The following is a 25,977-nucleotide window of genomic DNA, read 5'->3' as shown; positions in this document are numbered from 1 at the left end:
TAAAATTGTGAAGAGCACTACGCTGCCCCTTTGATACTGTCTTCTGTTTCTTGTGGCGTCATATAGCCCAGGCAGCTATGAATCCGTTTCCGATTGTACCAGCCTTCTATAAATTCGAATAAGGCTCTTCTGGCAGCTTGAAAGTTCAAATAGTTGATTCTATAGATCTCTTCCTTTTTCAGAATTGCATGGAAAGACTCAATGCAGGCGTTATCGTATGGGCAACCTTTTTTACTGAAGGAGTGTTTGAACTGCTTCTTTTCCATGTATTCTGCAAATTTCTCGCTTGTATACTGGGATCCCAAATCAGAATGCAAGATCAATCCCGGACCTGGACGTTGTGCCTGATAAGCGTTTTCTACTGCCTTTAAAGCCAGTTCAGTCGTCATGTGGCGGTCAAAAGCGTAACCGACAATCTTTCTGGAATGTAAATCCATTACGGAAGCCAGGTAGCACCAACCGTCTCTCAAAGTATGAATGTACGTAATATCCGTAACCCATTTCTCGTTGATGGTTGTCGTTGAGAAGTCCTGGTTCAGCAGGTTATCGTGTTCTTCCATCTTGCCCTTATTGGAATGGGGACGGTACTTTTTTCTGATAATGGAATAAATGCCTGCAGCCTTCATCAAACGCTGAACCCGTTTCAGGCTGACTTTGAGCCCTTCTTTTTCAAGCATATGGCGGATCTTCGGCGCTCCGTACCTCTGCTTGCTTTCCGTATGGATTTTTCGTATTCTGTCTGTCAACTCCCGGTTTTCCCGTTTTGTTTTTGACTCTTTTTTTTGTTTGGATTGATAGTAGGTACTTCTCGGCACGCCAAGGACCGTACACATGGTTTTAAGGTCATAATGGTGTTTGGCTCTTATCTCGTCAATCATGGATATAACAGTGGTTTGATCTACTTCTTTGCGAATATGGCCATAGCTTTTTTTAAGATTTCGTTTTCCTCTTTCAGCCGGTGCAATTCTTTTTGCAGGTTCAGAAATTCTTCCGGGGTAAAAGAGCTCCCGTCATCCAGCTTAACCGGTTTTTGTTTTCTGATCCATTTGTAGATTGTCGTTTCAGACAGGCCATATTCGCTGCAGATCTGTTTTACTGGTGTTCCAGTTTGATAAAGCTCAACCACCATTTCCTTAAATTCAGCATGATAACTTTTACGTTTTTCGCTTGTGTTACCCATATCAGGACACATCCCTTCGTTAATATTATATTTCACTAAAGGGTGTCCATGAAACTATACTAGCATCAAAGCTAAAAGAACAGGGGAAACAACTTGTGAAAATTGATAAGTGGTTTCCCTCCACTAAGAAGTGTTCTTGTTGTGGTGCAGAAAAACCTGTGAAACTATCTGAACGCACCTACCGTTGTTCGTGCGGTTATGTGGCAGATCGCGACTATAATTCAGCAATCAATATCAAAAATGAAGGTATACGCTTATTAGCGTTATCATAAGTAACAAAACTCTTGGAACAAGAGGGTTAGCTCGGTCAGTTTTCGTTGGCTAGTAAAAGCAACGATAAGTCGAGAAGCCCCCACTTCAATTAGACCGCAAGGTCAATAAGTGGTGGGTAGTTCACCGGTTGGCAGTGTCCCTTGCACATAGGGCGGTGCGGTTGTTGCCCGACACGGTCACTGGATGCAAAAGGTTCGACGAATTTAAATTCGCCTTTTCCATCCATGCTTTCGCTACTCGCCCATCTCCCTTTGGCACTTTCTTTGCCTTCCGAATGATTGATAAAAAGATGGCAAAATTCTTCGGGTTCCTGATCAGGCGGGTATGTGCTCGGTACGACAAACATCTGCTCCTACTCCCGTACCAGTTTTGCCTTGCAATTTTGTCTACCCGCGGGTTAACAGGTTAAACATTCCGGCTTCAGTGTTTAAGAACGGGGCAAAAAGGCAATATAAAAAGAAATCTGATTTACATACAAAGGGGAACTTACGATGCAAAATACCGTTGCGAAAACAGAAGACAATTATTTTGAAAAAAATAAATCGAAAGTGGACATTCACGTGTTCGACAAGGAAGGCTCCCGCCCGTTTGCAAACTTCCCTTTTTCCAGCCGGAAAGTGTATGAATTTTTCGATTATACGCTGCGTACACCGCTCGAAAAAACAGATGCTTTCTATGAAATCTTAAAAATGCCGTTTGCATGTGAGATTTGGATTTTGCCGGTAACCGAAAAATCCTCCAATTTTATGCGGGAAATTCAAGAACCGAAAACCGCTGCTTTGTTTTCCTTTTTGGCGAAAGTAAAAGACACCATTCAGCGCGACCGCACCTTTATTGTCACAGATCAAAGCCATGCAGCGGCATTGGCTGAAGAAATGGAAAAGCTCGGCTTTACGATGACGGAACCCGGCCCGGCGGAACTGGAAAAACTCGTCATTTCTTTCGGAAATTGACATGGGGACACGCGTATGCATTTAATTGGAATTTTTGCCGGACCCGGGGAAGCAGCAGAAGCCGTTTTACAGCATCATAGAGAAAATGGGCGCATTACTGTCATTGCCAACAATGATGCGGCCATCCGTGAAGTCGGCCGTGAAGCCGGAAAAGGCGTAAACGGAATATGCCTTCATACGGATGTGGATCTCATGGACGAACTGAAAGCACTGGTCAAAAGAGAAACATATCCGGAAAAAATATTGGAAAAGATCCTTGAACTCGGAATTCCGCTTGAAATTGCCACCCGGTATGTCGGTGCGGCGGCAAACGGAAAAATCGTCGTATTGGCAAACGAATAATCTTTCCTTGCGGACAAAAAAGATCAAGCCCTGCCAAATGCAGGCCTTGATCTTTTTTTGTTATTCGTGAAAATGAAAAGTTTCTATTTTTTTATATTTTTAGCCTTGTATAATCATGCATATTGAATTATAATAATGCACATACATAACAATAGGGAGATGAAAATGTTGAAAATAGGGATTGTCGGGGCAAACGGATACAGCGGCGTGGAACTTGTCAGACTTCTTGCCCGCCATCCCCGCGCACAACTGGAAATGTTGATATCGCATCGCACAAAAGGCACGATGCTGACCGCACACTACCCGCATTTCCAGCACATCACCGAAGCCGAACTGGAAGACATGGTTCCGGATGAAATCGCAGGCAGGGTGGAACTATTGTTTTTCGCAACGCCGTCCGGGGTAGCAAAAAACTGGGTACCGCGCTTTGTTGAAAAAGGTTTAAAGTGCATCGACCTGTCCGGGGATTTCAGACTGGGCGGGGAAGCGTACAGGCAATGGTATAAACGCGAACCCGCCCCGCAAAAAGAGCTGGACAAAGCAATCTACGGCCTTGCTGAAATGAATGCGGACAGGATAAAAGAAGCGCAATTGATCGCCAATCCCGGCTGCTTTCCGACCGCAGCGCTTTTAGGGCTTCTCCCGGCTGTTCAAGAGGAGCTTATTGACACTTCCTTTATTGTGATTGACGGCAAAACCGGTGTTTCCGGCGCGGGAAGAAACCCTTCCCTCAGCAACTTATTTACTGAAGTAAATGAAAATACCGGCGCGTACAAAGTCGGCAGCCACCAGCATACACCGGAAATCGAGCGGTTCATCAAGGAGTTTGCCGGAAGGGAAGCGAAAATTTCGTTTACGCCCCATCTCATTCCGATGACAAGGGGGATTCTTTGCACGATATACGCGCCTTTAACAAAAAAAGTCACCACTGAAGATGTCCGCCAATATTATAGGAAAGTGTATAAAGGCCGGAAATTTATCCGGATCAGGCCGGCCGGTTCTTTTCCATCTACAAAGGAAGTATACGCCTCAAATTACTGTGATATAGGCGTCCATGCGGATGAACGGACGGGAAGGCTCGTGGTCATTTCTGCCATTGACAATCTTGTAAAAGGTGCAAGCGGGCAGGCAGTCCAAAATATGAATCTGCTTTTCGGGCTGGAAGAAGATACAGGGCTCAAGTCTATTCCGGTTTATCCATAAGGCAATCTTAAACATACCGTTTATATATGGAGGATGGCAATGAATCAATTATATGAGAAAGAAAGTACTGCATTTTTTACCAAAACGGACGGAAACATCTCGAGCCCGGCTGGATTTTTTGCCGGCGGGCTCCATTGCGGCATTAAAAGAAAACGCCCGGACCTTGGGTGGCTTTACTCCGCTGTCCCGGCACAAGCGGCTGCGGTCTATACGACGAATCAGTTTCAGGCAGCGCCCATCCAGGTCACAAAGGAAAGCATTGTGGAAAGCGGGAAGCTGTCCGGCATCATTGTGAATTCGGGAAATGCAAACTCCTTTACAGGCAGTGAAGGCCTCCGCCACGCCCGCCTGATGCGGAAATGGTTCGCCGCCCAAATCGGCGTAAACGAAAACCAGGTCGGCGTTGCCTCAACAGGTGTCATTGGTGAGTTTTTGCCGGTTGAAAAAATTGAAACCGGCATCCGCCGTATCGATAAAGGAGAGGGGGCGTCCCATCCAGACCTTTTTGAAAAAGCGATACTCACGACGGACACCTTTCAAAAACGCGCCTGCGCAACACTTGAAATTGGCGGGAAAACGGTCACCGTTGCCGGCTGCGCCAAAGGATCGGGGATGATCCATCCAAACATGGCAACGATGCTCGCTTTTATGACGACAGATGCCAAAGTGGAGGCGGCTGCATTGCAAAACCTGCTGAAACAAACGGTCGATGAAACGTTCAATATGATCACGGTGGACGGCGACACAAGCACAAATGACATGGTGATTGTGATGGCAAACGGGCTGGCCGGAAATGATACGCTTTCATACGCACACCCGGATTGGAAAAAATTTGCAGAAAGCTTTGCCTATATTGCCCGGGAACTTGCCAAACAAATTGCAAGGGACGGGGAAGGCGCGACGAAACTGGTTGAAGTCTGTGTAACCGGGGCTGAAACGGAAAAAGAGGCGCAAGCAGCCGCAAAAACCGTTATCGGCTCAAATTTGGTAAAAGCCGCTATCTTTGGCGCCGATGCGAACTGGGGAAGGATTATCAATGCGATCGGATACAGCGGCGTCCAAGTGGATGAACAGGCGCTTTCTGTCCGTATCGGCGGGATTTCCGTAGTCGAAAAAGGCATGCCGGCTTCCTATTCCGAAGACGAGGCACATGCCTATTTAAAGGAAAATGACAAAATCTGTATGGCCATCGACCTCGGGGCCGGAACTTGCCAGGGTACGGCGTGGGGATGCGACCTGACCTATGATTATGTGAAAATCAATGCCACTTACCGTTCATAATGTTGGTGCACACATTTTTGCATAATTATACAAGATAATAACTATTTATAAGGGGTGGGCCAAATTGGCATACGTTGTCATCAAGTGCGGCGGCAGCATCCTCCATCAGCTGCCGGATGCATTTTTTGAAAATCTGGTGCAAATCAAAGCGCGATTCGGGCTTGATCCTGTTATCGTCCACGGCGGTGGGCCGGCGATCTCGGCCATGCTGGAAAAAATGCAGATCAAGTCGCAATTCAAAAACGGGATGCGTGTCACAACCGAGCCGGTGTTAAACGTCGTCGAGATGGTGCTTTCCGGTTCCATCAACAAATGGATTACGCGCCGGCTCTCACAGGCGGGGGCCAAAGCGGTCGGCATCAGCGGAACCGACTCAGGTCTTTTAACAGCCAGAAAGATTGAGGCACCTAATCTCGGGTATGTCGGGGAAATCGAATCGGTAAATGAACAGGTGCTGCATGCTTTATTGCGGCAGCAGTTTATCCCGGTCATTTCCCCGGTTGCGGCGGATAAAAACGGCCAGCGCTTGAATGTCAATGCTGATTTGGCGGCAGCCGCGGTTGCCCGAAAAATGAACGCGCGTGTTTGGATGGTGACGGATGTCCCCGGGGTCATGATGGAAGGGAAAGTGCTCCCTTATCTTACCCCCGGGCAGGTTGACGGGCTCATCCAAAAGCAAGTCATTACTGGCGGCATGATTCCAAAAGTCCGGGCAGCAGTGGAATGCATCCGGTCCGGCGTAAAAGAAGTGGTGATTGTGGACGGGACAGAAGAAGACAGCCTCCTGTTTTTGGCAGGCGGCGGAAAAACCGGGACGAAATTTACAGGGAACGGGGTTTTGATCGATGGATAAGATGGCGCAAACGGTACAGAAACAAGCACTTATGCAGACGTACAGCCGGACGCCGGTAAAGTTTGTAAAAGGAAAAGGCAGTTATGTATGGGATGAAAACGGAGAAAAATATTTGGATTTTACTTCGGGCATTGCCGTTTGCAATCTCGGCCATGTCCCCGAAAAAGTAAAAAACAAAGTGGCCGGCCAGCTAGACCGAATCTGGCATACTTCCAATCTGTTTGAGATCGGGCCGCAGGAAGAGCTGGCTGAAAAACTGGCAGCTTTAAGCGCATTTGACCAGGCGTTTTTTGCAAACAGCGGCGCGGAAGCCAATGAAGCGGCGATCAAACTGGCCCGCCTCGATGCAAAAAAACGCGGCAAATCGGGGCCCATCGTCACCTTTAAGCATTCGTTCCATGGTCGGACACTCGGGACATTGTCGGCAACGGCACAGGAAAAAATCCAGCATGGCTTTGAACCGCTTGTGCCGGGATTCATCTATTTGCCGTTTAACGACATTGCGGCACTCCGCGATCTCGCAAAAATAAAGCCCATTGCCGTCATGTTTGAACTGATTCAGGGGGAAGGCGGCGTCATTCCTGCAGAACAGGAATGGGTGGATGCCCTTGTCCGCGCGTGCAGGGAGAACGATTGTGCAATCATTGTGGATGAAGTGCAGACGGGCATGGGCCGGACCGGTACACTGTTTGCCTATGAACAGTACGGCTTCGAACCGGATATCATGACGCTTGCAAAAGGGCTGGGGTCTGGCATTCCGATTGGCGCCATGCTCGCGAAAGAAAAAATTGCGCAAAGCTTTACGCCCGGCACGCACGGCAGCACTTTTGGCGGCAACCCGCTATCCGCGACAGCCGGCCTGGCGACACTTGAAACGTTTGCGGAAGAGGATATCATCGAACATGTCCAAAAACAGAGCATCGATTTTTGGGCAAAACTGGAAGAGTTGAAAGCACAATTTCCTTTTATTAAAGAAATCCGCGGAAAAGGGCTGATGGCCGGCCTTGAAACGGAAATGGAAGCTGCGACAATCACCCGGGTGGCATTGACCGAGCATTTGCTTGTATTAACAGCAGGGCCGCATGTGGTCCGCCTGTTGCCGCCGCTTGTGATTACGGAAAAGGAAACGGCGCTTTTTGCCCAAAAAATGCAAACGGTTTTTGCCAAGGCAAACCAAAACGATCTTTAACCGGCAAAGAGACAAGGGAGGACAGAAAACGTGGCAAGAGGATATCTCATTCTTGAAACGGGAGAAATTTTTGAAGGCTTTTTTGCGGGAAATCCCGCTGAAACAACGGGAGAAGTGGTATTTAACACCGGCATGACGGGATATCAGGAAATGATGACCGACCCGTCGTACACCGGGCAGATCCTGGTGTTTTGTTACCCTTTAATCGGCAATTACGGCGTAAACGGCGATGATCACGAAAGCAAAAGCATCTCGGCGCGCGCGGTTGTGACCGGCGAAATATGCGCAAGCCCGAGTTTTTATAAAGTGGAAAAAACGGCCCTTTCCTTTTTGGAAAAGTCGGATGTCCCTTGCCTTTCAGGGGTGGACACGCGTGCGCTTGTAAAAACGATCCGCAAACGCGGCACTGTGCGCGGCCTTGTTTCAACGTCCCGCGATCAAAAAGTGCCATGCGGCGGCGATGAATTTTTCGTAGCCGAAGTTGCCATAAAACAACCGGAAACCTATGGAGACGGCCCTTTGCACATTGCTTTGATGGATTTCGGCTACAAAAAATCCATTCTGCAATACTTGCTTGACCGCAACTGCAAAGTGACCGTCGTACCCTTTGATTTTACGGCAAAACAAATGGCGGAACTTGCACCTGACGGCATTGTCATTTCAAACGGCCCCGGGGATCCTGCTAAACTGGCCGAGTGGCTGCCGGAAATCAAAAAAGTGAGCGCCGCTTACCCGGTGCTTGGCATTTGCCTCGGACACCAGCTATTGGCACTCGCTTACGGGGCAAAGACGAAAAAGCTGCCGTTCGGCCACAGGGGCGGCAACCACCCGGTTAAAGATTTAAAGACAGGCAAAGTGTTGATGACGGCCCAAAACCATGGCTATGTTGTCGATGAAGCATCACTTGCAGGGACGGAACTGGAACTTTCCTTTAAGAATGTGAATGACGGCACGGTTGAAGGCTGCATCCATCCGGACTTGCCGGTCTTCTCCGTCCAGTTCCACCCGGAAGCGCATCCGGGGCCGCGTGATTCCGAATACATTTTTGACCAGTTTTTACAACGAGTACAACAAAGAGCGGGAGTTTTGTCTTATGCCATTCAATAAATCGATCAAAAAAGTGCTTGTGATCGGCTCCGGCCCGATTGTCATCGGCCAGGCCGCCGAATTTGATTATGCGGGGACGCAGAGCTGCCTCGCCTTGAAAGAAGAAGGGATTGAGGTCGTGCTTGTCAACAGCAATCCGGCAACGATCATGACAGATGAAGAAATGGCCGACCGGATTTATTTTGACCCGCTGACGGTGGAGTCGATAGAACAGATTTTACAAAAAGAGCGTCCGGACGGCATTATCGGGACATTGGGCGGGCAGACCGGCCTGAATCTCGCCGTCCAGCTCTATGAAGCGGGGATTCTCGATAAGTACGGGGTACAATTGCTCGGGACGCCGGTGGAATCGATCCAGAAGGGGGAAGACCGCGAAAAATTCCGCCAGTTGATGCTTGATATCGGGGAACCGATCCCGCAGTCAAAAATTGTGGAAAATATGGAGGACGGGCTGGCGTTTGCGAAAAAAATCGGCTATCCCGTCATTATCCGCCCCGCCTATACGCTTGGCGGCTCCGGCGGGGGATTTGCGGCCAATGACAAGGAACTGCGGGAAGTGCTGCAGCGCGGCCTTGACCTGAGCCCGATCCACCAGGTGCTGCTTGAAAAAAGCATCAAAGGCTGGAAAGAAATTGAATACGAAGTCGTGCGCGATGCAAACGACACGTGCATCATTGTCTGCAATATGGAAAATATCGATCCCGTCGGGGTGCACACGGGCGACTCGATTGTGGTCGCGCCATCGCAGACTTTATCGGATGTGCAGTACCAGCTGCTCCGGGACGCTTCTTTAAAAGTGATCCGCGCGCTCGGGGTGATCGGCGGGTGCAACATCCAGTTCGCGCTCGATCCGTGTTCCGACCAGTACAATATTATTGAAGTCAATCCGCGCGTCAGCCGGTCATCCGCCCTGGCTTCGAAAGCAACCGGTTACCCGATCGCCCGCATTGCGACGAAATGCGCAATCGGCTATCATCTGGATGAAATTTTAAACCCGGTAACCGGCAACACGTTTGCCTCCTTCGAACCGGCCCTTGATTATGTTGTCGTAAAAATTCCGCGCTTTCCGTTTGACAAATTTACGGAAGCGGACCGGAAACTTGGCACGCAAATGAAGGCGACCGGCGAAGCGATGGCGATCGACCGCACATTTGAAGGGGCGCTTAACAAAGGGATCCGTTCGCTTGAACTCGGGCTTTCAGGCCTTTTCTATCCGGCGCTTGCCGAAAAACAGCCGGATGATTTGGTCCCGCTTTTGACGGAAGCGACCGATATCCGCCTGTTTGCGGTGGCGGAAGCGATGCGCAAAGGCATGGCGCTTTCTGACATTGAAAAATACACGGAAATCGACCGCTGGTTTCTTGAAAAAATAAAAAATATTGTGGATATGGAAGAAACATGCAAACAATATACGATCGATGCCATGCCGGATGCTTTGCTGCGCGCAGCTAAAAAAATGAACATCAGTGATGAGTGTCTTTCGGCATTATGCGGATGCAGCGAAAAAGCGGTGCGCGAAAAAAGAAAACAACTCGGGCTTGTGCCGGTTTATAAACTTGTCGACACCTGTGCCGCCGAGTTTGAGGCGCAAACGCCGTACTACTATTCCACCTGGGGCGGCCGGGATGAAGTGGAAGTGTCAAACCGCCCGAAAGTGCTGATCATCGGTTCCGGCCCGATCCGCATCGGGCAGGGGATTGAATTTGATTACTGCTCGGTCCATGCCGTTATGGCGCTCAAACAACTTGGCTATGAAACGATTGTCGTAAACAACAATCCGGAGACGGTCAGCACTGATTTTTCAATGGCGGATAAATTGTATTTTGACCCGCTGCGCCCGGAAGATTTGCTGCATATTATTGAAAAAGAGCAGGTGGCCGGCGTCTTCACGCAATTCGGCGGCCAGACCGCGATCAATGTCGCATCGAGCCTTGAAGCGGAAGGCGTGAAACTGTTCGGGACCACTGTGGAACAAATCGACCAGCTTGAGGATCGCAATCTTTTTTACAAGCTGCTGGATGAGCTCGGCATTCCGCATATTAAAGGGCACACCGCCTATGATGCAGAAGAACTGAAACGGGCGGCAAAAGACCTTTCGTTTCCGGTACTTGTCCGCCCGTCCTATGTTATTGGCGGGCAGTCGATGTTCATTTTTTACCATGAAGACGAACTCAACGCTTACGCCGATGCGTTGAAGTACGCAAGCGAAAAAAGCTGGCCGCTTATGATTGACCAGTATTTGCCGGGTACGGAATGCGAACTCGACTGCATTTGTGATGGGGAGAAGGTGCTCATCCCGGGCATTTTTGAACATATTGAAAAGGCGGGCGTCCACTCCGGCGACAGCATGGCCGTTTACCCGCCCCGGCACTTAGGCCCGTCTGTGCAGGAAACGCTTATCCGGTATGCTGAAAAAATCTGTTTAAAGGGCCAAATCAAAGGCATTGCCAATATCCAATTTTTAATTTATGAAGGGACCGTTTATGTGCTGGAAGTCAATCCGCGTGCTTCTAGAACCGTTCCGATTTTAAGCAAAGTCACCGGCATTCCGATGATTGATCTCGCCATTGCCGTACAACTCGGAAAAACGCTTGCGGAAAAGGGGCTCCTTGTACCGCCGGAACTTGTTGCCGTGAAGGCACCGGTATTTTCCTATACAAAGCTGAAAGATGTCGACCCTGTTTTAGGGCCTGAAATGAAATCAACCGGCGAGGTGCTCGGCCTTGCCCGGACATTCGGGGAGGCACTCGAAAAAACGCTTCTGTCCGTCCATGGCCCGGTGTTTGAGCCGCCGCTTGATGAACAATTTGTATTTTGCTCGGTGACGGATCGCGAAAAAGCAGCCGCTCTGCCGGTAATGAAAACACTGGCGGACAGAGGCTACCGGATTGCCGCAACGGAACATACGGCACGGTTCCTGGCCAAAAACGGCGTGGCTGCGGAAACAGTGGCCCTTGAGGGTGCCACCGCCTTTTTCGAACAGCAACCCGTAACCGCTGCGGTGGTCATCCCGACAAAAGGGCGGGACCAAAGAAGAGGCGGCAGCAAGCTGCGTGAAGCAGCAATGCGTTTCCATATTCCGCTGTTTACCTGTCTGGATACATTGGAAGCCATCACCCGCCACGCTACAGGGACAACGCCAAAAGTGGCTCCGCTTCACGATTTTAACCGCATAAAAGCAGAAGTTTAGCAGAAAGGAAGATACAGATGGCGACAATGGCCCGTACGAAAAAGAAAGATTTTTTAACAATCGGCGCGCTGCAGGAAGAGGAGCTGTACGATCTGCTCCAGGAAGCGGCCGTCTTAAAAAAAGCGCATAAAGAAGGGAAGGAGACCCCGTATTTAAAAGGGAAAGTGCTCGGGATGATTTTTGAAAAATCATCCACGCGCACCCGGGTTTCTTTTGAAGCCGGCATGCTCCAGCTCGGCGGCCACGCCCTTTTTCTGAGCTCGAGAGACATCCAGCTCGGGCGCGGCGAGACAATCCATGACACGGCAAAAGTGTTGTCCCGTTATGTCGACTGTCTGATGATCCGCACATTCGCGCACGAAACCATCGAATCTTTTGCGCGGCACGCAGATGTCCCCGTGATCAACGGGCTGACCGATCTGCATCATCCGACCCAGGTTTTGGCCGATTTGCTGACCATTCAGGAATATAAAGGGAAGCTTGTCGGGCTTAAAATCTGCTACCTCGGGGACGGCAATAACAATATGTGCCACTCATTGCTTGAGGGGGCGGCAAAGGCGGGCATGCATATGTCCGTCGCTGCCCCGGAAGGATATTTGCCGAATGCCGGCATTCTTGCTGGGGCTCAAAAAGAAGCTGCCCGAAAAGGGGTTTGTATTGAAATGGGCCAAAACCCGGAAGAAATGATCCGAAATGCCGATGTGGTCATCACCGATGTGTGGGCCAGCATGGGGCAGGAAGGCGAAACGAAGAAACGGCTCGAAGATTTGCAAGATTATCAGGTAAATGAATCATTATGCAAACTGGCAAAAAAAGATTTTCTTTTCCTCCACTGCCTGCCAGCCCACCGCGGCGAAGAAGTCACGGAGGCGGTCATTGACGGCCCGCATTCCGCGGTTTTTGACGAGGCGGAGAACCGGCTCCATGCCCATAAAGCCATTTTAAAAAAACTACTGGAAAATTTTTAATGAATCCGATATAATGGGTGTATAAAAATTCAACTTCAATATTATTTATACAAAGAGGCAGGGAGAGAGAAAAATGGCAAAGGAAAAAATTGTATTGGCCTACTCAGGCGGTTTGGATACATCCGTATCGATTAAATGGATTCAGGAAAAATACGGCTATGATGTCATTGCCCTTGGCATTGACGTCGGCGAAGGCAAAGATTTAAATGCGATCCGCCAGAAAGCGCTGAATGTCGGCGCAATCAAAGCGGTGATCATAGACGGGAAAGAAATGCTTGCAAAAGATTATATATTGCCGGCATTAAAGGCAAATGCGCTCTATGAAGGAAAATACCCGCTGTCTTCGGCGATCAGCCGCCCGCTTATTTCGAAGCTTTTGGTGGATGTCGCGGAACAGGAAGGCGCCGTTGCCGTGGCACACGGCTGTACCGGAAAAGGGAACGACCAGGTCCGTTTTGAAGTGTCCGTCCAGGCGCTCAACCCGAACTTGAAAGTCGTTGCGCCTGTCCGTGAATGGGGCATGACCCGCGATGAAGAAATTGCCTATGCGGAGAAAAACAATATTCCGATTCCGGTAGACTTAGATAACCCGTTTTCGATTGATGCCAATATATGGGGAAGAGCGTGCGAAGCCGGCGTCCTTGAAAATCCTTGGAACGAAGCGCCGGAAGCAGCATTCGACTGGACTGCGCCGATCGAAATGACGCCGGATGAGCCGGAATATATTGAAATTACGTTTGAAAAAGGCGTCCCGGTTGCCTTAAACGGCAAAGCGATGGGCCTCGTCCAAATGATCGAAGAGCTGAACCTGACAGCCGGCAAACATGGCATCGGCAGAATCGACCATATTGAAAACCGCCTTGTCGGGATCAAATCGCGCGAAGTATACGAAAACCCGGCTGCAGTCGTGCTGATCAATGCCCATAAAGAACTGGAATTTTTAACGCTGCCACGTGAAGTGACACAATTTAAAACAACGGTGGAACAGCAGTTGACCAAAATCATTTATGAAGGGCTCTGGTATTCGCCGTTAAAGGCCGCGCTCGATGCGTTTGTCGAGGAAACACAGAAAACGGTCACCGGCACGGTCCGCGTGAAACTGTTTAAAGGCACCCACACGGTAGTGGCAAGAAAATCCCCATACAGCCTGTATAATGAAGAACTGGCGACCTATTTGAAAGGCGATTCGTTTGACCATAATGCTGCAGTCGGCTTCATCAAACTGTGGGGGCTGCCGACAAAAGTATTTGCCGAAATCCAGGAAAACGGGAAAGTGTTAAATCAATAAGCAATTTGGCCGCTGTCTCTGATACTAAATCAGCAGCACGGCAAATTTCAAGGTTGGAACAGGCCCGTTCAAGTATTTTTCACTTGTTTGCCGAGGCGGGAGAAGTCGGAAAAATATCCGGAAGGCTGTGGCGGTTCGCCGTGCAGCCTTCATTTTTTAATCCTATTGCAGCAGGAGGAAATGACATTGTCAAAGCTATGGGGCGGACGTTTTACAAAGGAAACGAATCAGCTTGTTGAAACCTATACAGCGTCGATCGGATATGACCAGAGGCTTGCTTTTGAAGATATTGAAGGGAGCCTTGCCCATGTCCAAATGCTCGGCGAATGCGGCATTTTGCCTGAAAAAGATGTGGAACAAATCAAAGCAGGGCTTCATAAAATTGCCGAAAAAATCAAAAACGGAGAAGCGGCATTTACAGTTGAGAATGAAGATATCCATATGAATATCGAAAAAATGCTGATGGATGAAATCGGCCCTGCCGGCGGGAAGCTGCATACAGGGCGGAGCCGGAATGACCAGGTGGCGACCGATATGCACCTGTATGTCCGGAAAACGACAAAAGAAATGATTCGCCTGATTTCACTCGTCCAGGAAGCAATTGTGACGAAAGCAAAAGAAAACAAAGAAACGATGATGCCCGGTTACACCCATCTGCAACGGGCGCAGCCGGTGTTGTTTGCCCACCATCTTCTCGCTTATTTTTGGATGCTGGAGCGCGATAAAGAGAGATTTTCAGACAGCTTGAAGCGGACGGACTGGCTGCCGCTCGGTGCCGGGGCGCTCGCCGGGACGACTTTTCCGATTGACAGGGAACGGACGCGCGAACTGCTCGGATTTTCCCGCATTTACCCGAACAGCCTGGATGCTGTCAGCGACCGCGACTTTGTGCTTGAATTTTTGGCGAATGCCGCCATTCTGATGGCCCATATTTCCCGTTTGTCGGAGGAACTGGTGCTCTGGTCAAGCCAGGAATTCCAGTTTATCGAGCTCGATGATTCCTTTTGCACCGGGTCGAGCATCATGCCGCAAAAGAAAAATCCCGACGTGCCCGAACTTTTGCGCGGAAAAACGGGAAGGGTGTTTGGGAACCTCATCGGGCTTTTAACCGTTCTGAAAGGGTTGCCGCTTGCCTACAATAAAGACATGCAGGAAGATAAAGAAGGTATTTTTGATACGGCTGATACGCTTGAAGGAGCGCTTAAGCTGCTTGCGCCGATGATTGAAACGATGAAAGTGAACCGGGAGAAGATGTTCCGGGCTGTCTCGAACGATTACGCGAATGCAACCGATATTGCCGATTATTTGGCGAAAAAAGGGCTGCCGTTCCGTGAGGCGCATGCGGTGATCGGGCAGATTGTCCTCTATGGGATTCAGCACGGCAAATATTTGCTTGACTTGACACTGGATGAATATCAGTCGTTCAGCTCGCTTTTTGAAGCCGATATTTTTGAAGTGCTGAAACCGGAACATGTTGTCAAAATGCGGAACAGCGCCGGGGGAACAGGCCATGCACAAGTGGCGGCACAGCTTCAGATGGCGGAAAAACAACTCCGCACACCGGATTGAACAAGCGGCTCTTTGATACATGCAAGCGTGGCTGCGGGATCAAAAGCACAAGAAGCGGGCGTTCTTAAACAATCGCCCGGCTTTTTAACCGGGCCGGATCCTTCGCTTCCAACCTGTAACTGTATGATAACAGCTCCCGGGATGCCGGAAATTGTGGTATAATAAATGATTATAAACGAATCTTATGCTGATGCATCCTGGAACAGGCACACAAAGCCTTGAGGCCGGGAAATTGGGAGGAAAAGCTTTTGGTTGACACTGCAAGACGCATGAACCAGTTACCGACATTGATTTTTAATGAGCTTTTGGCGTACAAAAAGAAAAAAATAAAAGAAGGCAGCCGGATGATTGACTTAAGCATCGGAAGCCCGGATCAGGCGCCGCCTGCTTTTGTAATGGAAGAAATGGCCCGAAATGCAGCTGACCCGCGCCAATACGGGTATACAATTTCCGGGATCGGAGCTTTCTACGAGGCGGCGGCTCGTTATTACGAACAGTTCGGGGTGAAACTGGATCCTGAACACGAGATCATCCAGCTTGCGGGTTCCCAGGATGGCATTATCCATCTTCCACTCGTCTTTTGTAACCCCGGCGATATCATTCTCGTACCGGATCCCGGTTATACAGCCTATGAATCAGGGGTGAAACTGGCGGAAGCCGTGCCTTACCCGATGCCGCTTCTGGAAGAGAACGGTTTTATGCCGGATTTGTCAAAAATTCCGGAAGAGGTCGCGAAAAAAGCGAAAATGATGATGCTGAATTTTCCGGGCAACCCGATTCCGGTGCTTGCTGAGAAAAAATTTTTTGAAGAGGCCGTCCGGTTCGCAAAACAATATGATCTCGTCGTCGTCCACGATTTTGCCTATTGCGAACTCGTCTTTAACGGGAAAAAGCCGGTCAGTTTCCTGTCCGTCGCCGGGGCAAAAGATGTGGGGGTTGAATTTAATTCCTTATCGAAAAGCTTTAACTTGGCTGGGGCACGGATCGGTTTTCTGGCAGGGAACCGGGAAGTGATCCGGCTGTTTGCCCAAATGAAATCGCATATGGATTACGGCATTTTTGAACCGGTCCAAAGGGCGGCTGCCGCTGCTTTGGCAAACGGCAGGGAATTCGCACGCCGGAATGCTGCGCTGTATGAGAAAAGAAGGGATTTGTTTGTTTCCGGATTATCCCGGATCGGCTGGGAAATCCGCCCGTCTGATGCCACGATGTTTTTGTGGGCCAAAATCCCGGAAGGCAAAAAGTCCCTCGCTTTTACATATGAACTGATGGACAAAGCCGGCGTTGTGGTCACGCCAGGCAACGCCTTTGGCCCCCACGGCGAAGGATATGTCAGAATCGCGCTTGTACAGGATGAAGAAAGGCTCATGGAAGCTGTCCGCCGCATTGAAAAAAGCGGCGTGCATATGCCGCAAAAAGCGGGACTCCTTTAAGGGGCCCGCTTTTTGCATGTGGTGGCGGACAAGCCGGCTGTCAATGAATATTATGTGAAAAGTTTCACATAAATGTATGAAAATTTTCCGGGTTCCCTGAAAATGAGGTAGACGCCCGCGAATAAATGCGGTATGATAGGAATATAGAATGATAATCATTATCAATGAACAGACTCTATTTCTCGATCTGTCTAGGAGGGGCATACCATGGTCTTGACCGAACTGAAACCCGGAAGCAAAGGCATTATTACAGATTTATCAAGCATTGATCAAAGTATTCAAAGGCGCCTTCTTGATTTGGGTGTGCTTGAAGGCCGGGAAGTTTGTTATAAATGCGGATTGCCTTTCGGCGGGCCTTGCATGCTTGAAGTCAGCGGGCAGTGCATCGGCATCCGCAAAAAAGAAGCGATGCGGATCCACGTGGAGTGTTTATAATGCAGGTCGCTTTATTTGGAAACCCCAATACAGGAAAAACATCACTCTTTAATGAGCTTACCGGATCTTATGAATATGTTGGAAACTGGACAGGTGTCACCGTTGAAAAAAAGGTGGGCCAGCTGAAGGAAAATGCCGGGATGCTGATTGATTTGCCCGGTATTTATGCTTTGAACCCGCTTTCCAAAGATGAAGCGGTGGCATCGAGATTCTTAATTGAGGAAGACTTCACATCTGTTTTGAATATCGTGGATGCTTCCCAGCTCGCACGGAACCTGCATTTGACCATCCAATTGATGGAGTACGGAAAGCCGGTTCTGATCGGGCTGAATATGATAGATGTTGCAAAATCGCGCGGCATGAAAGTGAACGACCATTCGCTTGCAGAAGGCCTGGGCATTCCGGTCGTGCCGATTATTGCAAGGACAGGAAAAGGATGCAGGGCCATATCGGAACAGATGCAGGAAAAGGCGGTTGCACCGGATTTCCGTATTGATTACGGCGATGATTTGGAGCATGCGGCGGCCTATCTTATGGACCGGCTGCCGGATTTCCGGTCATTGGACAAACGCTGGCTAGCGCTCCAGTTTTTGGAAGGAAATGAAGTGATCCGCCAAATTCCGGCGTTTGCCAATGTAAGGGCGGAACTCGAAGATTTTTGCGCGGGCGTGGAGCGCAGGCTCCGTGCCGCCAACCCGCATACCTCCATTAAACAGGAAATGTTTAAAAAGCGGCAGCAATTTATTGACCGGCTGATTGAAACCGCTGTTGAAAAAACGGCGGCAGAAAAGAAAACGCTGACGGAGAAAATAGATGCGGTCGTCACGAATAAATACCTTGGCGTGCCGATCTTTCTCGTGATGATGTATTTGGTATTTTGCATTACATTCAACTGGCTCGGCACCCCTTTGTCGGATTGGCTTGACAAGTTTTTTTCAGGCCCGCTGACAGCCTGGATTGAAGCGGGGCTGAAAGAAGCGGGGGCAACGCCGTTTATCCGTGATCTGGTGTTAAACGGGATTGTGGCAGGGGTTGGCGGCGTTCTCGTTTTTGTGCCGCAAATTTTTGTTTTGTTTTTCTTTATCTCGGTGATTGAAGATTCCGGGTATATGGCGCGGGTAGCCATGGTCATGGACAGGGTGATGGAATCAGTCGGCCTGAACGGAAAAGCGTTTATTCCGCTGATTATCGGTTTCGGCTGCAATGTGCCCGGCGTCATGGCGGCAAGGACGATTGAACAGCCGAAAGAGCGGCTGTTAACGACGCTGTTGACCCCGCTCATGTCCTGTTCTGCCCGGCTTTCGGTCTACAGTTTGTTTGTCGCGGCTTTTTTCCGCCACCATCAGGCACTTATTGTCCTGTCGCTGTATGTGCTCGGCATTGTCGTTGCGCTTTTGCTTGCGAAAGTATTTTCGATGGTGGTGAAAACGGAAGGCTCTGTTTTTGTCATTGAACTGCCGCCGTACCGCGTGCCGAATGTGCGGAACTTGTACAGAAGCACATGGGATAAAGGGAAAGGTTTCGTCCGGAAAGCAGGGACCTTGATTTTCGGCGGCACGGTTGCAATTTGGCTCCTTTCGAATGCGGGGCCGGGCGGATTCAATGTGCCTGTCGATAAAAGTTTTATGGCGATCCTGTGCGGATGGATTGCGCCCGTCTTCAAGCCGCTCGGTTTTGGAACATGGCAGGCGGCGGCTGCACTTCTGACCGGTTTTATGGCAAAGGAAGTGGTCGTTTCAACGATGAACGTCCTCTATTTTGTTCCGGACGGCGCATCCCTGGCAGGCGTTATTTCCCATGCCTTTACGCCGCTTTCGGCCTATAGTTTTATGGTATTCATTCTTTTATACATTCCATGCCTTTCGACCGTGGCCATTATCCATAAAGAAACCGGCTCGGGGAAAGTGACGCTTTTTTCGATCGTTTATGCGCTTGTGATTGCTTATTTGATTGCTTTTCTGATTTACAATATTGGGCGGTTCATCGCTTTTTAAAACGGGGGAATGTTCCGATGTTATTCAGTATTTTGATTGGCGTTGTGATTTTTGCTTATGCGGCGTTTACGCTCATCCGTTTTGTCAAAAAAAGCAGGGAAGGGCAGTGCGCTTCCTGTGCACTGAAAGACAACTGCAATACAGCCAGCTGTTGTGCGCCGGACGCCCCATCCCGGGCCAAGGCGGCAAAAAGCTGAAAATACCGGGCCGCCCTTTAAAAGGCGTGCCCGGTTTATTTATAGGCAGGGGTTTCGTTTTGGCGGAAATCCGGCCCGGCGTTCCGTCTGTTTAGATTTTTTTGCTCCGGTATGGTAAGATTAACAATGTCCAAACAGGTATAATGGCAGCCGGCTCCGGGGCCGTCCCGTGCCGGGTAAAAAGAATTTCAGGAAAAAGGCAGATGAGGGTTCAAGCGATGAGCAAATTTAATGATGATTATATGATTACAATGGATGATATCGTCAGGGAAGGCGACCCGATTTTAAGAAAAGTGCTGGATGAAGTGAACATGCCGCCAACTGAGGAAGACAAAGCAGAACTGCGCTGCATGCTCCAGTTTTTAAAAAACAGCCAGGATCCGGAGATTGCCAGCAAATGCAATTTGCGTGCAGGCGTCGGATTGTCCGCAAATCAGATCGGCCTCAATAAAAGGATGTTTGCCGTTTATATTGCGGATGAAGACGGGGAAAAGGCGTACACGGTTTTTAATCCAAAACTGGTCAGCCATTCGGTATCGATGATCTACCTTCCGCAAGGGGAAGGCTGCCTGTCGGTTGACCGGAAAGTGGACGGTTTTGTGCCGCGTTATGAACGGATTAAAGTCAGGGCATACGATTTGGACGGGAATGAAGTGCTCATTAAATTAAAGGGCTATCCCGCGATTGTGTTTCAGCATGAGATGGACCACTTGAACGGGATTATGTTCTATGACCATATTAACAAGGACAATCCGTTCGTGCTTCCTGCAAACACGGATATCCGGAGCTTGTATGAATAAACAGCTTGCGCAAACGGCAGCCTGCACGGCTGCCGTTTGATGCATTATTCTCTTGTGCGGAAATAAGCATTCAGCTGGCCGCGAATGACTTGTTCGCGCATCGTACGTTCATTGTATTTTTTCTCTTTAATATATTCTTTGCGGATTTCCGCAGTCTGGATGCCTTCTTCGCGTTTATTGGCGATGTCCATCAGGCGTTCGACATCGGTAAACGAATATTTCCGGATGCCTCTGTTTGTCCGTTCCGGGAAAATCAATTTTCTTTCTTCATAGTAGCGGATTCTTCTTTCACTTAAGCCGGTTAGTTCACATACCGTTCCGATCGAGATGACTTTCTTTTCCAAGTATGATTCATTCGTTGCCACCTGTGCATCCTCCCTTTGTAAGGTGTTTTTATTAATATATACCAAAAAAGCCGTTAAGACCATATTTCTGTAAGAAATCCTGACAAGTATTTGCGCATTTTTCGCTGGCACGTGAGATTACATAACAGAAGTCCTTTGATGTCCATTGGGTTGTCCCAAAGCGGAGTTGAGTTCTCTCCAATTTAACCATATAATAATTCAAGACTGGTTTCTCTGCAGGAATGGCGGCTGCCCGCGGCCGGCTTTAAAGCGGGACCGGCATTTTCCCGTGCACTTACCCCGGCCGGCGGGGGTAAGTGCATACAGGAAAGAACGGAAGGCGGTGAATGATGCCGCTGTAACCGAAAGGGGAGTAGCACAGATGAAATCATCCCGGCTCATTTTTGCAGCAATCGTATTGATTGTTATGTTGCTCGCCTTAAATGAGTATCTGACCCATAAAGAATTGGCAAAAAAATCCGCGCAAAACAACGCTGCTGCCAAAAAACTGCTCGATGTGCCGCTTATCAGGCAAATGGATGCGCCCCGCCTTTACAACGGCTGCGAAGTGACAAGCCTCGCGATGCTGCTTGTCGATAACGGCTTTCATGTGACCAAAAATCAACTGGCGGAAGAAATCAAATATGTGCCGTTTACCTATAAAAACGGGCAGCACGGCAATCCGAATGCGGGTTTTGTCGGGAACATGGAGGACGGTCCCGGGTATGGCGTATACCACGGCCCTGTTTTTGAACTGGCCAAAAAATATGCCGGCACAAGAGCGGCGGATTTAACGGGGCAGCCTTTTTCAAAAATCCTGGAAAATGTCGGGGAAGGGCATGCTGTCTGGGTGGTTACTACAGCCCGGTTTCAGCCGGTTTCTGATTTCAAAACATGGGACACGCCCCAGGGCAAAATAAACATCACATACAGCGAACACAGCGTTGTCATCACGGGGTACGATACTGGCCATATTTATGTGAATGACCCGTATGGAACAAAAAATAAGCCGCTTAGCCGTAAAGTATTTGAGAAAGCGTGGAAGCAGATGGGCAGCCAGGCCATTGTGATCCGGTGAACAAAAACCTGGCGGAAAACGAGTTTCAAGAATTGTTGGATTGCCCTGTAAAGCGCTGCAGCATGCCGCCCGTGAATGCATGTTTGTATAGGGCTTGGCACTTCCGGTTATATTATCCAAAAATGGCCTTTGTACGTGCGTGTTGCGTTCAAACATTGGAAGGAAAGGCGATTTTCTTTATTTTAATTCCATGGCTGTCTGCGCTTTCCTTTATAATTCTTTAAGACTGTAATAAAATCAAAGTAAAGGCAGGTGCAGAGTATGGACGGGAAAAAGATGGCCGGGGAGAAAGCGGCAGAACTCATAGAAGATGGAATGATTGTCGGGCTTGGGACCGGCTCAACCGTTTATTACACGATAAAAAAATTAGGGGAACGGGTGCAAAGCGGCCTGCACATCACCGGGGTGCCCACCTCGCATGCGACGGCAAAACTTGCGCGCGAATGCGGCATTCCAATAGCAGACTTGAACGACACGGCGCAAATGGATGTGACCATTGACGGTGCCGACGAGGTGGACCCTTCCTTAGACGGAATTAAAGGCGGCGGCGGGGCGTTGTTGTTTGAAAAGCTGGTGGCAAAGGCGTCAAAAAGAAATATCTGGGTGGTGGATTCCCGGAAAATGGTTCAAAAACTTGGCGCTTTTCCGCTGCCGGTGGAAGTGGTCCCGTTCGGATACAAGCATTTGGTGAAAACGTTTGAGCGGGAAGGATTAAACCCTGTCCTCCGGATGAAAGAAGGCCGGCCGTATGTAACAGACGGCGGCCACTATATCGTGGATATCCGTCTCCAAACGCCTGATATCGGCGCGTTTGGAGCCTGGCTGGACAGCATAACAGGCGTTGTAGAGCACGGGCTTTTTCTCGGCATTTGCGATCTTGTTGTCATCGGGAAAGGCGGCAAGGTATATACCCGGAACCGGGCGGAGGCAAAGAACGTTACTTTGTGAAAAACATCCGTATGGGAGACCATACAGAAAATTGAATTTCGGAGGAAGATTGATGTATCGTTTATTAACGCATAATGACCTGGACGGGCTTGGCTGCGGGATTCTTGCCAGGCTTGCATTCGGCAAAGACATTGAAATCCAGTATAATTCCATATCCGGTTTAAATCCCCAGGTGGAAGCTTTTTTAAAAAAAGAACATAAAGAAGACATGCTGTGGATTACCGATTTATCGGTCAATGAAAAAAATGCGGAGCTCCTCGATGCCTATGCCGCACAGGGCGGAAAAGTGAAACTGATTGACCACCATAAAAGCGCGCTTCACTTAAATGAGCATGAATGGGCTTCTGTCCAGGTGGAGGAAGACGGCAAACAGACAAGCGCTACTTCTTTGTTTTACCGGTATCTGCAAGCGGAAGGAAAAATCAGCCCGACCGGCGCCATTGACGCGTTTGTCGAACTTGTCCGGCAAATGGATACATGGGAATGGGAACGCAACGGGAATATGCAGGCCAAAAAATTAAATGATCTTTTTTACCTGTATCCGATCGAAGAGTTTGAAGAGATTTTGCTACATAAACTTAGCGGCAGTGAAACTTTTTCATTTGATGATCTGGAAGAAAAGATCCTCGATCTGGAAGAGAAAAAAATCGAAAGGTATATCAATGGAAAGAAGCGGGAAGTCTACCAGGCCGTGATTGACGGTTATTATGCAGGTGTTATCCATGCCGAGTCGCACCATTCCGAATTGGGGAATGCCATTGCAAAAGAATACCCGCATCTCGATTATATCGCCATTTGCATGGTCGGAAAGAAACGGATCAGTTTCAGGACGATTCATGACCATATTGACGTATCGGAAATTGCCAAAAAATACGACGGGGGCGGGCATAAAAAGGCATCGGGGGCTGTGCTGACGGAAGAGGCGTTCCGGCAGTTTGTCATCGAAACGTTTAAAACGGAACCGCTTAAACGCGATTTTGCCCATAATCAGTCCAATATCAAAGGGCAGGAAGCGGGATGTTTATACCAAAACCGCAGTGGGGAACCGATCTTTATTTATAAAGACGCCCAAAAAGGCTGGGAGATCGAAGCAAGAGGCTTAAAGCAGTCTCCTTCTTTTTCCGCCTTTGAAGAAGCGGAAAAATTTGTAAAGCGCCAGTTCCAGGCGTGGCTTGCCCACGATGATGCGTATTTGGAATATATGGACAAAAAGAAAAAAAGAAGCGAAAGCGGTTTGTAAAGCTGCCCGGGTGATGCCGGGCTTTTTTTTTTCGTGCTGGGAGAGCCGGTTGCATGCAAATTTGCACGCAGGATGAAGCGCGTCCTGCACTTAGCAAGTTTGCCGGGGAAGAAAGGGGCTTAAAAAAGGCACATCCGCGTTTGGATGCGCCTTTTTCCTTAATATACAAGTGAGAACAACCCGTTGATATGGGCCAGGTAACGGATATTGCTTGCTTCCTTCATGACGGAAGCCGGGAAGCCTTTTAATTGCGTTTGGTTTTCCCCGATAAACGCAATGGCATCTTTTCTGCCGAGGCTTGCAAGCGTACCGGAGTTGACCGGCTGGAATGTTTGCATTTTCCCGCCTTTTAAATAAGCATAAAGATTATAGCCGATCAATTCGCCCATTTGCCATGACATTTGTGCTGTTGGCGGATAAGGGCGTGCGCCTTCTGATGGGAAGACAACCGCGCTGTCGCCTGCAACAAACACATCCGGGTGGGAAGTGGATTGCAAATAGGCGTTTACCGTTGCACGCCCGCGGTTTACTTCAATCCCGGAATTTGCAACGACACGGTTTCCTTGCACGCCGCCCGTCCAGATAAGCGTCTTCGTTTCGATTTTCTGGCCGTCTTTTAATTCCACGACATTGTCCTGGAATTTCGTAACAGGGATGCCTGTGAAAAATTGCACGCCGCGCGATTCCAGGCTCTTCGTTGCCCGTTCAATCAGATTTGGCGCGAAGTTCGGCAAAATGGAAGGCGCCGCTTCGACACAAATAAGCGAGATTTCGGAAGGGTCGATCGCAAATTTTTTCGACCACCCCGGAACCTTGTCCGCCAGCTCGCCAACCAGTTCAATCCCGGTCAGGCCGCCGCCGCCGACAACAAATGTGGCATCCGCTTTGTTTTTCGTTTTGGCATACTGCTCAAGGCAGGACTCGATATGGGCATGAATGCGTTTCGCATCGTCCACTGATTTTAACAGAAAGCTGTTTTCTTCAAGGCCCGGAATACCGAAGAAAGCTGTTTCGCTGCCGAGCGCCACAACGAGCACATCGTAATTCAGCTTAAAGCCGCTTCCAAGTGATACTTCTTTCGAATCAGGCGAGATTTTTGTGACTTCATCCACCTGAACGTCGACATCTTTGCCTTTAAACAGTTTTCTGAGCGGAAGCGACACACGTTTTTCAGAAACGCCGCCCGCCGCCAGACGGTGCAGTTCCGTAATAATTTGATGGTCCGGCACACGGTTTACGACTGTGATCGCTGCATCGTCTTTTGACAAATATTCACGCGCTGATAACGCAGATAACAGGCCGCCGTAACCGGCCCCTAAAATGACAATTTTTTTACTCATATGGATCCCCCGTTTTCATTAGTTCTCATTCACCTTACTGCTGTTTGCTGCGTTCTTCCGCGACTGCAAGATAAGACTGCAGAAAACGGAACAGCTTCTGGGCTTGCGGATCTTTCAGCAATCTTAACAGGCCGAACAATCCGATCGTGTCTGTGGACGTCTCGGCACGGTCCTTTGCTTCAATCGCGGTTTGGGCAAGCCCCTTTGCTTTCTCGGCAACGGGATCCAGAAAACCTTGAAATCCGCCTTTAAAATCATTGATCAGCACTTTATCTGTCATTATGGATTGCGCAAAATCATAGGTTTTGTTTAAAATTGTGACCAGTTCGGCCATTTTCGGCAGGCTTTCAACCAACACCGTCAAAGATTGCTGGATTTCCGGATCCAATAATTGATCCAGCAAATCTTTCTGTGCGACTGCCGTTTCCGGGGTTACTTCTGGTTTTTCTTCAGGATTGCCTTTTTGAGCTGAAGTTTCTGCCATCTCCTATTTCTCCTTTTCTGATGGAATTCCCACACATATGTAGATACAAAAAATATACAGGTTCCCTGATTCCCTCCCTCCTGTTTGTGAATTTCCTCCCATAATTACGCATACTAAGATTCACAAAGAAAGGTGATGAAACCTCATATATGATTAGTATATCAAATTTTCACTGTATAGGAAGTAATTTTCTTTCCAATTTCGGGGAAAATCCGCATGCAAGCTTATTTTTTGTCCCGGCTTCTCGGGTTATGCATAGCAAAATATTTTGCTTGCATTTCTTCCGGT

The 25,977-nt window shown here is 49.0% G+C and carries 24 protein-coding genes and 1 pseudogene; 20 read left to right on the top strand and 5 right to left on the bottom strand.

Features of this window, described 5'->3' with window-relative positions; all coding sequences use genetic code 11:
• Positions 1 to 17: 17 nt before the first annotated feature.
• Positions 18 to 1,180, bottom strand: a protein-coding gene (locus NSQ19_RS07325) for an IS3 family transposase (RefSeq protein ID WP_445684486.1) whose coding sequence is annotated in 2 segments (ribosomal slippage) — positions 18 to 937 and positions 937 to 1,180 — 1,164 coding nt in all. Because the reading frame shifts where the segments join, the coding sequence is not laid out codon by codon here.
• Positions 1,181 to 1,221: 41 nt separating this feature from the next.
• On the opposite strand from NSQ19_RS07325, the pseudogene NSQ19_RS07320 reads away from it, so the two are divergent.
• Positions 1,222 to 1,452 (top strand): annotated as a pseudogene (locus tag NSQ19_RS07320) (zinc ribbon domain-containing protein); the annotation flags it as partial.
• Between the two features lie 89 nt (positions 1,453 to 1,541).
• On the opposite strand, the gene NSQ19_RS07315 reads toward NSQ19_RS07320, so the two are convergent.
• Positions 1,542 to 1,799 (bottom strand): manganese catalase family protein, encoded by a 258-nt coding sequence (locus NSQ19_RS07315; protein ID WP_019721370.1) that lies wholly within the window; start codon positions 1,797 to 1,799, stop codon positions 1,542 to 1,544.
• Positions 1,800 to 1,944: 145 nt separating this feature from the next.
• Here NSQ19_RS07315 and NSQ19_RS07310 point away from each other — a divergent pair, with 145 nt between their 5' ends.
• From NSQ19_RS07310 to def, 16 genes are all read left to right on the top strand, one after another.
• Positions 1,945 to 2,406, top strand: a complete 462-nt coding sequence (locus tag NSQ19_RS07310; protein WP_133536348.1) for a hypothetical protein — start codon at positions 1,945 to 1,947, stop codon at positions 2,404 to 2,406.
• Between the two features lie 15 nt (positions 2,407 to 2,421).
• A complete protein-coding gene (locus NSQ19_RS07305) occupies positions 2,422 to 2,748 on the top strand; it encodes a hypothetical protein (RefSeq protein ID WP_019721368.1) in 327 nt (108 codons plus the stop codon).
• A 165-nt stretch (positions 2,749 to 2,913) separates the two neighbouring features.
• Entirely contained in the window at positions 2,914 to 3,951 is a 1,038-nt protein-coding gene (argC, locus tag NSQ19_RS07300) for an N-acetyl-gamma-glutamyl-phosphate reductase (protein WP_133536350.1), read from the top strand.
• A gap of 39 nt (positions 3,952 to 3,990) precedes the next feature.
• Entirely contained in the window at positions 3,991 to 5,232 is a 1,242-nt protein-coding gene (argJ, locus tag NSQ19_RS07295; protein WP_019721366.1) for a bifunctional glutamate N-acetyltransferase/amino-acid acetyltransferase ArgJ, read from the top strand.
• A gap of 64 nt (positions 5,233 to 5,296) precedes the next feature.
• The gene (gene argB, locus NSQ19_RS07290; protein WP_019721365.1) at positions 5,297 to 6,085 is read left to right on the top strand and encodes an acetylglutamate kinase; all 789 of its coding nucleotides are present in this window, start codon (positions 5,297 to 5,299) and stop codon (positions 6,083 to 6,085) included.
• Positions 6,078 to 7,274, top strand: a complete 1,197-nt coding sequence (locus NSQ19_RS07285; RefSeq protein ID WP_340702642.1) for an acetylornithine transaminase — start codon at positions 6,078 to 6,080, stop codon at positions 7,272 to 7,274. Before argB ends, NSQ19_RS07285 begins: the two co-directional genes overlap by 8 nt.
• Before the next feature lie 30 nt (positions 7,275 to 7,304).
• Positions 7,305 to 8,381, top strand: a complete 1,077-nt coding sequence (locus NSQ19_RS07280) for a carbamoyl phosphate synthase small subunit (protein ID WP_029141474.1) — start codon at positions 7,305 to 7,307, stop codon at positions 8,379 to 8,381.
• A complete protein-coding gene (gene carB, locus NSQ19_RS07275; protein ID WP_285958142.1) occupies positions 8,368 to 11,571 on the top strand; it encodes a carbamoyl-phosphate synthase (glutamine-hydrolyzing) large subunit in 3,204 nt (1,067 codons plus the stop codon). Before NSQ19_RS07280 ends, carB begins: the two co-directional genes overlap by 14 nt.
• 17 nt (positions 11,572 to 11,588) lie before the next feature.
• On the top strand, positions 11,589 to 12,539 hold the full coding sequence (argF, locus tag NSQ19_RS07270) for an ornithine carbamoyltransferase (RefSeq protein WP_328014346.1): 951 nt from the start codon (positions 11,589 to 11,591) through the stop codon (positions 12,537 to 12,539).
• Between the two features lie 73 nt (positions 12,540 to 12,612).
• Positions 12,613 to 13,827 (top strand): argininosuccinate synthase, encoded by a 1,215-nt coding sequence (locus NSQ19_RS07265; protein ID WP_014098237.1) that lies wholly within the window; start codon positions 12,613 to 12,615, stop codon positions 13,825 to 13,827.
• 186 nt (positions 13,828 to 14,013) lie between these two features.
• Entirely contained in the window at positions 14,014 to 15,396 is a 1,383-nt protein-coding gene (gene argH, locus NSQ19_RS07260) for an argininosuccinate lyase (protein ID WP_340702641.1), read from the top strand.
• Between the two features lie 248 nt (positions 15,397 to 15,644).
• Positions 15,645 to 16,829 carry an LL-diaminopimelate aminotransferase gene (locus tag NSQ19_RS07255; RefSeq protein WP_340702640.1) on the top strand — a complete coding sequence of 395 codons (1,185 nt, stop codon included), beginning with the start codon at positions 15,645 to 15,647 and terminating at the stop codon, positions 16,827 to 16,829.
• Positions 16,830 to 17,036: 207 nt separating this feature from the next.
• Complete coding sequence (locus tag NSQ19_RS07250; protein ID WP_026104754.1) at positions 17,037 to 17,264, top strand: FeoA family protein; 228 nt, start codon at positions 17,037 to 17,039, stop codon at positions 17,262 to 17,264.
• Positions 17,264 to 19,258 (top strand): ferrous iron transport protein B, encoded by a 1,995-nt coding sequence (gene feoB / locus NSQ19_RS07245; protein ID WP_328014125.1) that lies wholly within the window; start codon positions 17,264 to 17,266, stop codon positions 19,256 to 19,258. The genes NSQ19_RS07250 and feoB overlap by 1 nt, the downstream gene beginning before the upstream one ends.
• 17 nt (positions 19,259 to 19,275) lie before the next feature.
• Positions 19,276 to 19,455: a FeoB-associated Cys-rich membrane protein gene (locus tag NSQ19_RS07240; RefSeq protein ID WP_340702639.1), complete on the top strand. Its 180-nt coding sequence runs from the start codon at positions 19,276 to 19,278 to the stop codon at positions 19,453 to 19,455.
• A 218-nt stretch (positions 19,456 to 19,673) separates the two neighbouring features.
• Positions 19,674 to 20,255, top strand: coding sequence for a peptide deformylase (gene def, locus NSQ19_RS07235; RefSeq protein WP_013859417.1), 582 nt, complete (start codon positions 19,674 to 19,676; stop codon positions 20,253 to 20,255).
• 44 nt (positions 20,256 to 20,299) lie between these two features.
• On the opposite strand, the gene NSQ19_RS07230 is transcribed toward def, so the two are convergent.
• On the bottom strand, positions 20,300 to 20,620 hold the full coding sequence (locus tag NSQ19_RS07230; protein ID WP_041819081.1) for a MerR family transcriptional regulator: 321 nt from the start codon (positions 20,618 to 20,620) through the stop codon (positions 20,300 to 20,302).
• A 361-nt stretch (positions 20,621 to 20,981) separates the two neighbouring features.
• Here NSQ19_RS07230 and NSQ19_RS07225 point away from each other — a divergent pair, with 361 nt between their 5' ends.
• The 3 genes from NSQ19_RS07225 to NSQ19_RS07215 all read left to right on the top strand — a co-directional run bounded on the left by NSQ19_RS07225 (position 20,982) and on the right by NSQ19_RS07215 (position 23,865).
• Positions 20,982 to 21,677, top strand: a complete 696-nt coding sequence (locus NSQ19_RS07225) for a C39 family peptidase (protein ID WP_133536370.1) — start codon at positions 20,982 to 20,984, stop codon at positions 21,675 to 21,677.
• A 261-nt stretch (positions 21,678 to 21,938) separates the two neighbouring features.
• Complete coding sequence (rpiA, locus tag NSQ19_RS07220; protein ID WP_019721356.1) at positions 21,939 to 22,625, top strand: ribose-5-phosphate isomerase RpiA; 687 nt, start codon at positions 21,939 to 21,941, stop codon at positions 22,623 to 22,625.
• A 52-nt stretch (positions 22,626 to 22,677) separates the two neighbouring features.
• Entirely contained in the window at positions 22,678 to 23,865 is a 1,188-nt protein-coding gene (locus NSQ19_RS07215; RefSeq protein ID WP_340702638.1) for a DHH family phosphoesterase, read from the top strand.
• A gap of 158 nt (positions 23,866 to 24,023) precedes the next feature.
• Here NSQ19_RS07215 and NSQ19_RS07210 read toward each other — a convergent pair whose 3' ends face one another.
• Both NSQ19_RS07210 and NSQ19_RS07205 read right to left on the bottom strand, forming a co-directional pair.
• On the bottom strand, positions 24,024 to 25,205 hold the full coding sequence (locus NSQ19_RS07210; RefSeq protein WP_340702637.1) for an NAD(P)/FAD-dependent oxidoreductase: 1,182 nt from the start codon (positions 25,203 to 25,205) through the stop codon (positions 24,024 to 24,026).
• A gap of 34 nt (positions 25,206 to 25,239) precedes the next feature.
• Positions 25,240 to 25,689, bottom strand: coding sequence for a DUF1641 domain-containing protein (locus NSQ19_RS07205; protein WP_013859411.1), 450 nt, complete (start codon positions 25,687 to 25,689; stop codon positions 25,240 to 25,242).
• Between the last annotated feature and the right edge of the window lie 288 nt (positions 25,690 to 25,977).

This window comes from Weizmannia sp. FSL W8-1119 (assembly GCF_038008605.1).
Taxonomy (GTDB): Bacteria; Bacillota; Bacilli; order Bacillales; family Bacillaceae_C; genus Weizmannia; species Weizmannia coagulans.
The sequence above is the reverse complement of the archived record's forward strand: the minus strand, read 5'-3'. Positions and strand labels throughout refer to the sequence as shown.

Coding starts and splice junctions, on each gene's coding strand:
- NSQ19_RS07315 (WP_019721370.1), bottom strand. CDS start 1,799: ATGTTTGTCGTACCGAGCACATACCCGCCTGATCAGGAACCCGAAGAA.
- NSQ19_RS07310 (WP_133536348.1), top strand. CDS start 1,945: ATGCAAAATACCGTTGCGAAAACAGAAGACAATTATTTTGAAAAAAAT.
- NSQ19_RS07305 (WP_019721368.1), top strand. CDS start 2,422: ATGCATTTAATTGGAATTTTTGCCGGACCCGGGGAAGCAGCAGAAGCC.
- argC (WP_133536350.1), top strand. CDS start 2,914: ATGTTGAAAATAGGGATTGTCGGGGCAAACGGATACAGCGGCGTGGAA.
- argJ (WP_019721366.1), top strand. CDS start 3,991: ATGAATCAATTATATGAGAAAGAAAGTACTGCATTTTTTACCAAAACG.
- NSQ19_RS07285 (WP_340702642.1), top strand. CDS start 6,078: ATGGATAAGATGGCGCAAACGGTACAGAAACAAGCACTTATGCAGACG.
- carB (WP_285958142.1), top strand. CDS start 8,368: ATGCCATTCAATAAATCGATCAAAAAAGTGCTTGTGATCGGCTCCGGC.
- argF (WP_328014346.1), top strand. CDS start 11,589: ATGGCGACAATGGCCCGTACGAAAAAGAAAGATTTTTTAACAATCGGC.
- NSQ19_RS07265 (WP_014098237.1), top strand. CDS start 12,613: ATGGCAAAGGAAAAAATTGTATTGGCCTACTCAGGCGGTTTGGATACA.
- NSQ19_RS07250 (WP_026104754.1), top strand. CDS start 17,037: ATGGTCTTGACCGAACTGAAACCCGGAAGCAAAGGCATTATTACAGAT.
- feoB (WP_328014125.1), top strand. CDS start 17,264: ATGCAGGTCGCTTTATTTGGAAACCCCAATACAGGAAAAACATCACTC.
- NSQ19_RS07240 (WP_340702639.1), top strand. CDS start 19,276: ATGTTATTCAGTATTTTGATTGGCGTTGTGATTTTTGCTTATGCGGCG.
- def (WP_013859417.1), top strand. CDS start 19,674: ATGAGCAAATTTAATGATGATTATATGATTACAATGGATGATATCGTC.
- NSQ19_RS07225 (WP_133536370.1), top strand. CDS start 20,982: ATGAAATCATCCCGGCTCATTTTTGCAGCAATCGTATTGATTGTTATG.
- rpiA (WP_019721356.1), top strand. CDS start 21,939: ATGGACGGGAAAAAGATGGCCGGGGAGAAAGCGGCAGAACTCATAGAA.
- NSQ19_RS07215 (WP_340702638.1), top strand. CDS start 22,678: ATGTATCGTTTATTAACGCATAATGACCTGGACGGGCTTGGCTGCGGG.
- NSQ19_RS07210 (WP_340702637.1), bottom strand. CDS start 25,205: ATGAGTAAAAAAATTGTCATTTTAGGGGCCGGTTACGGCGGCCTGTTA.
- NSQ19_RS07205 (WP_013859411.1), bottom strand. CDS start 25,689: ATGGCAGAAACTTCAGCTCAAAAAGGCAATCCTGAAGAAAAACCAGAA.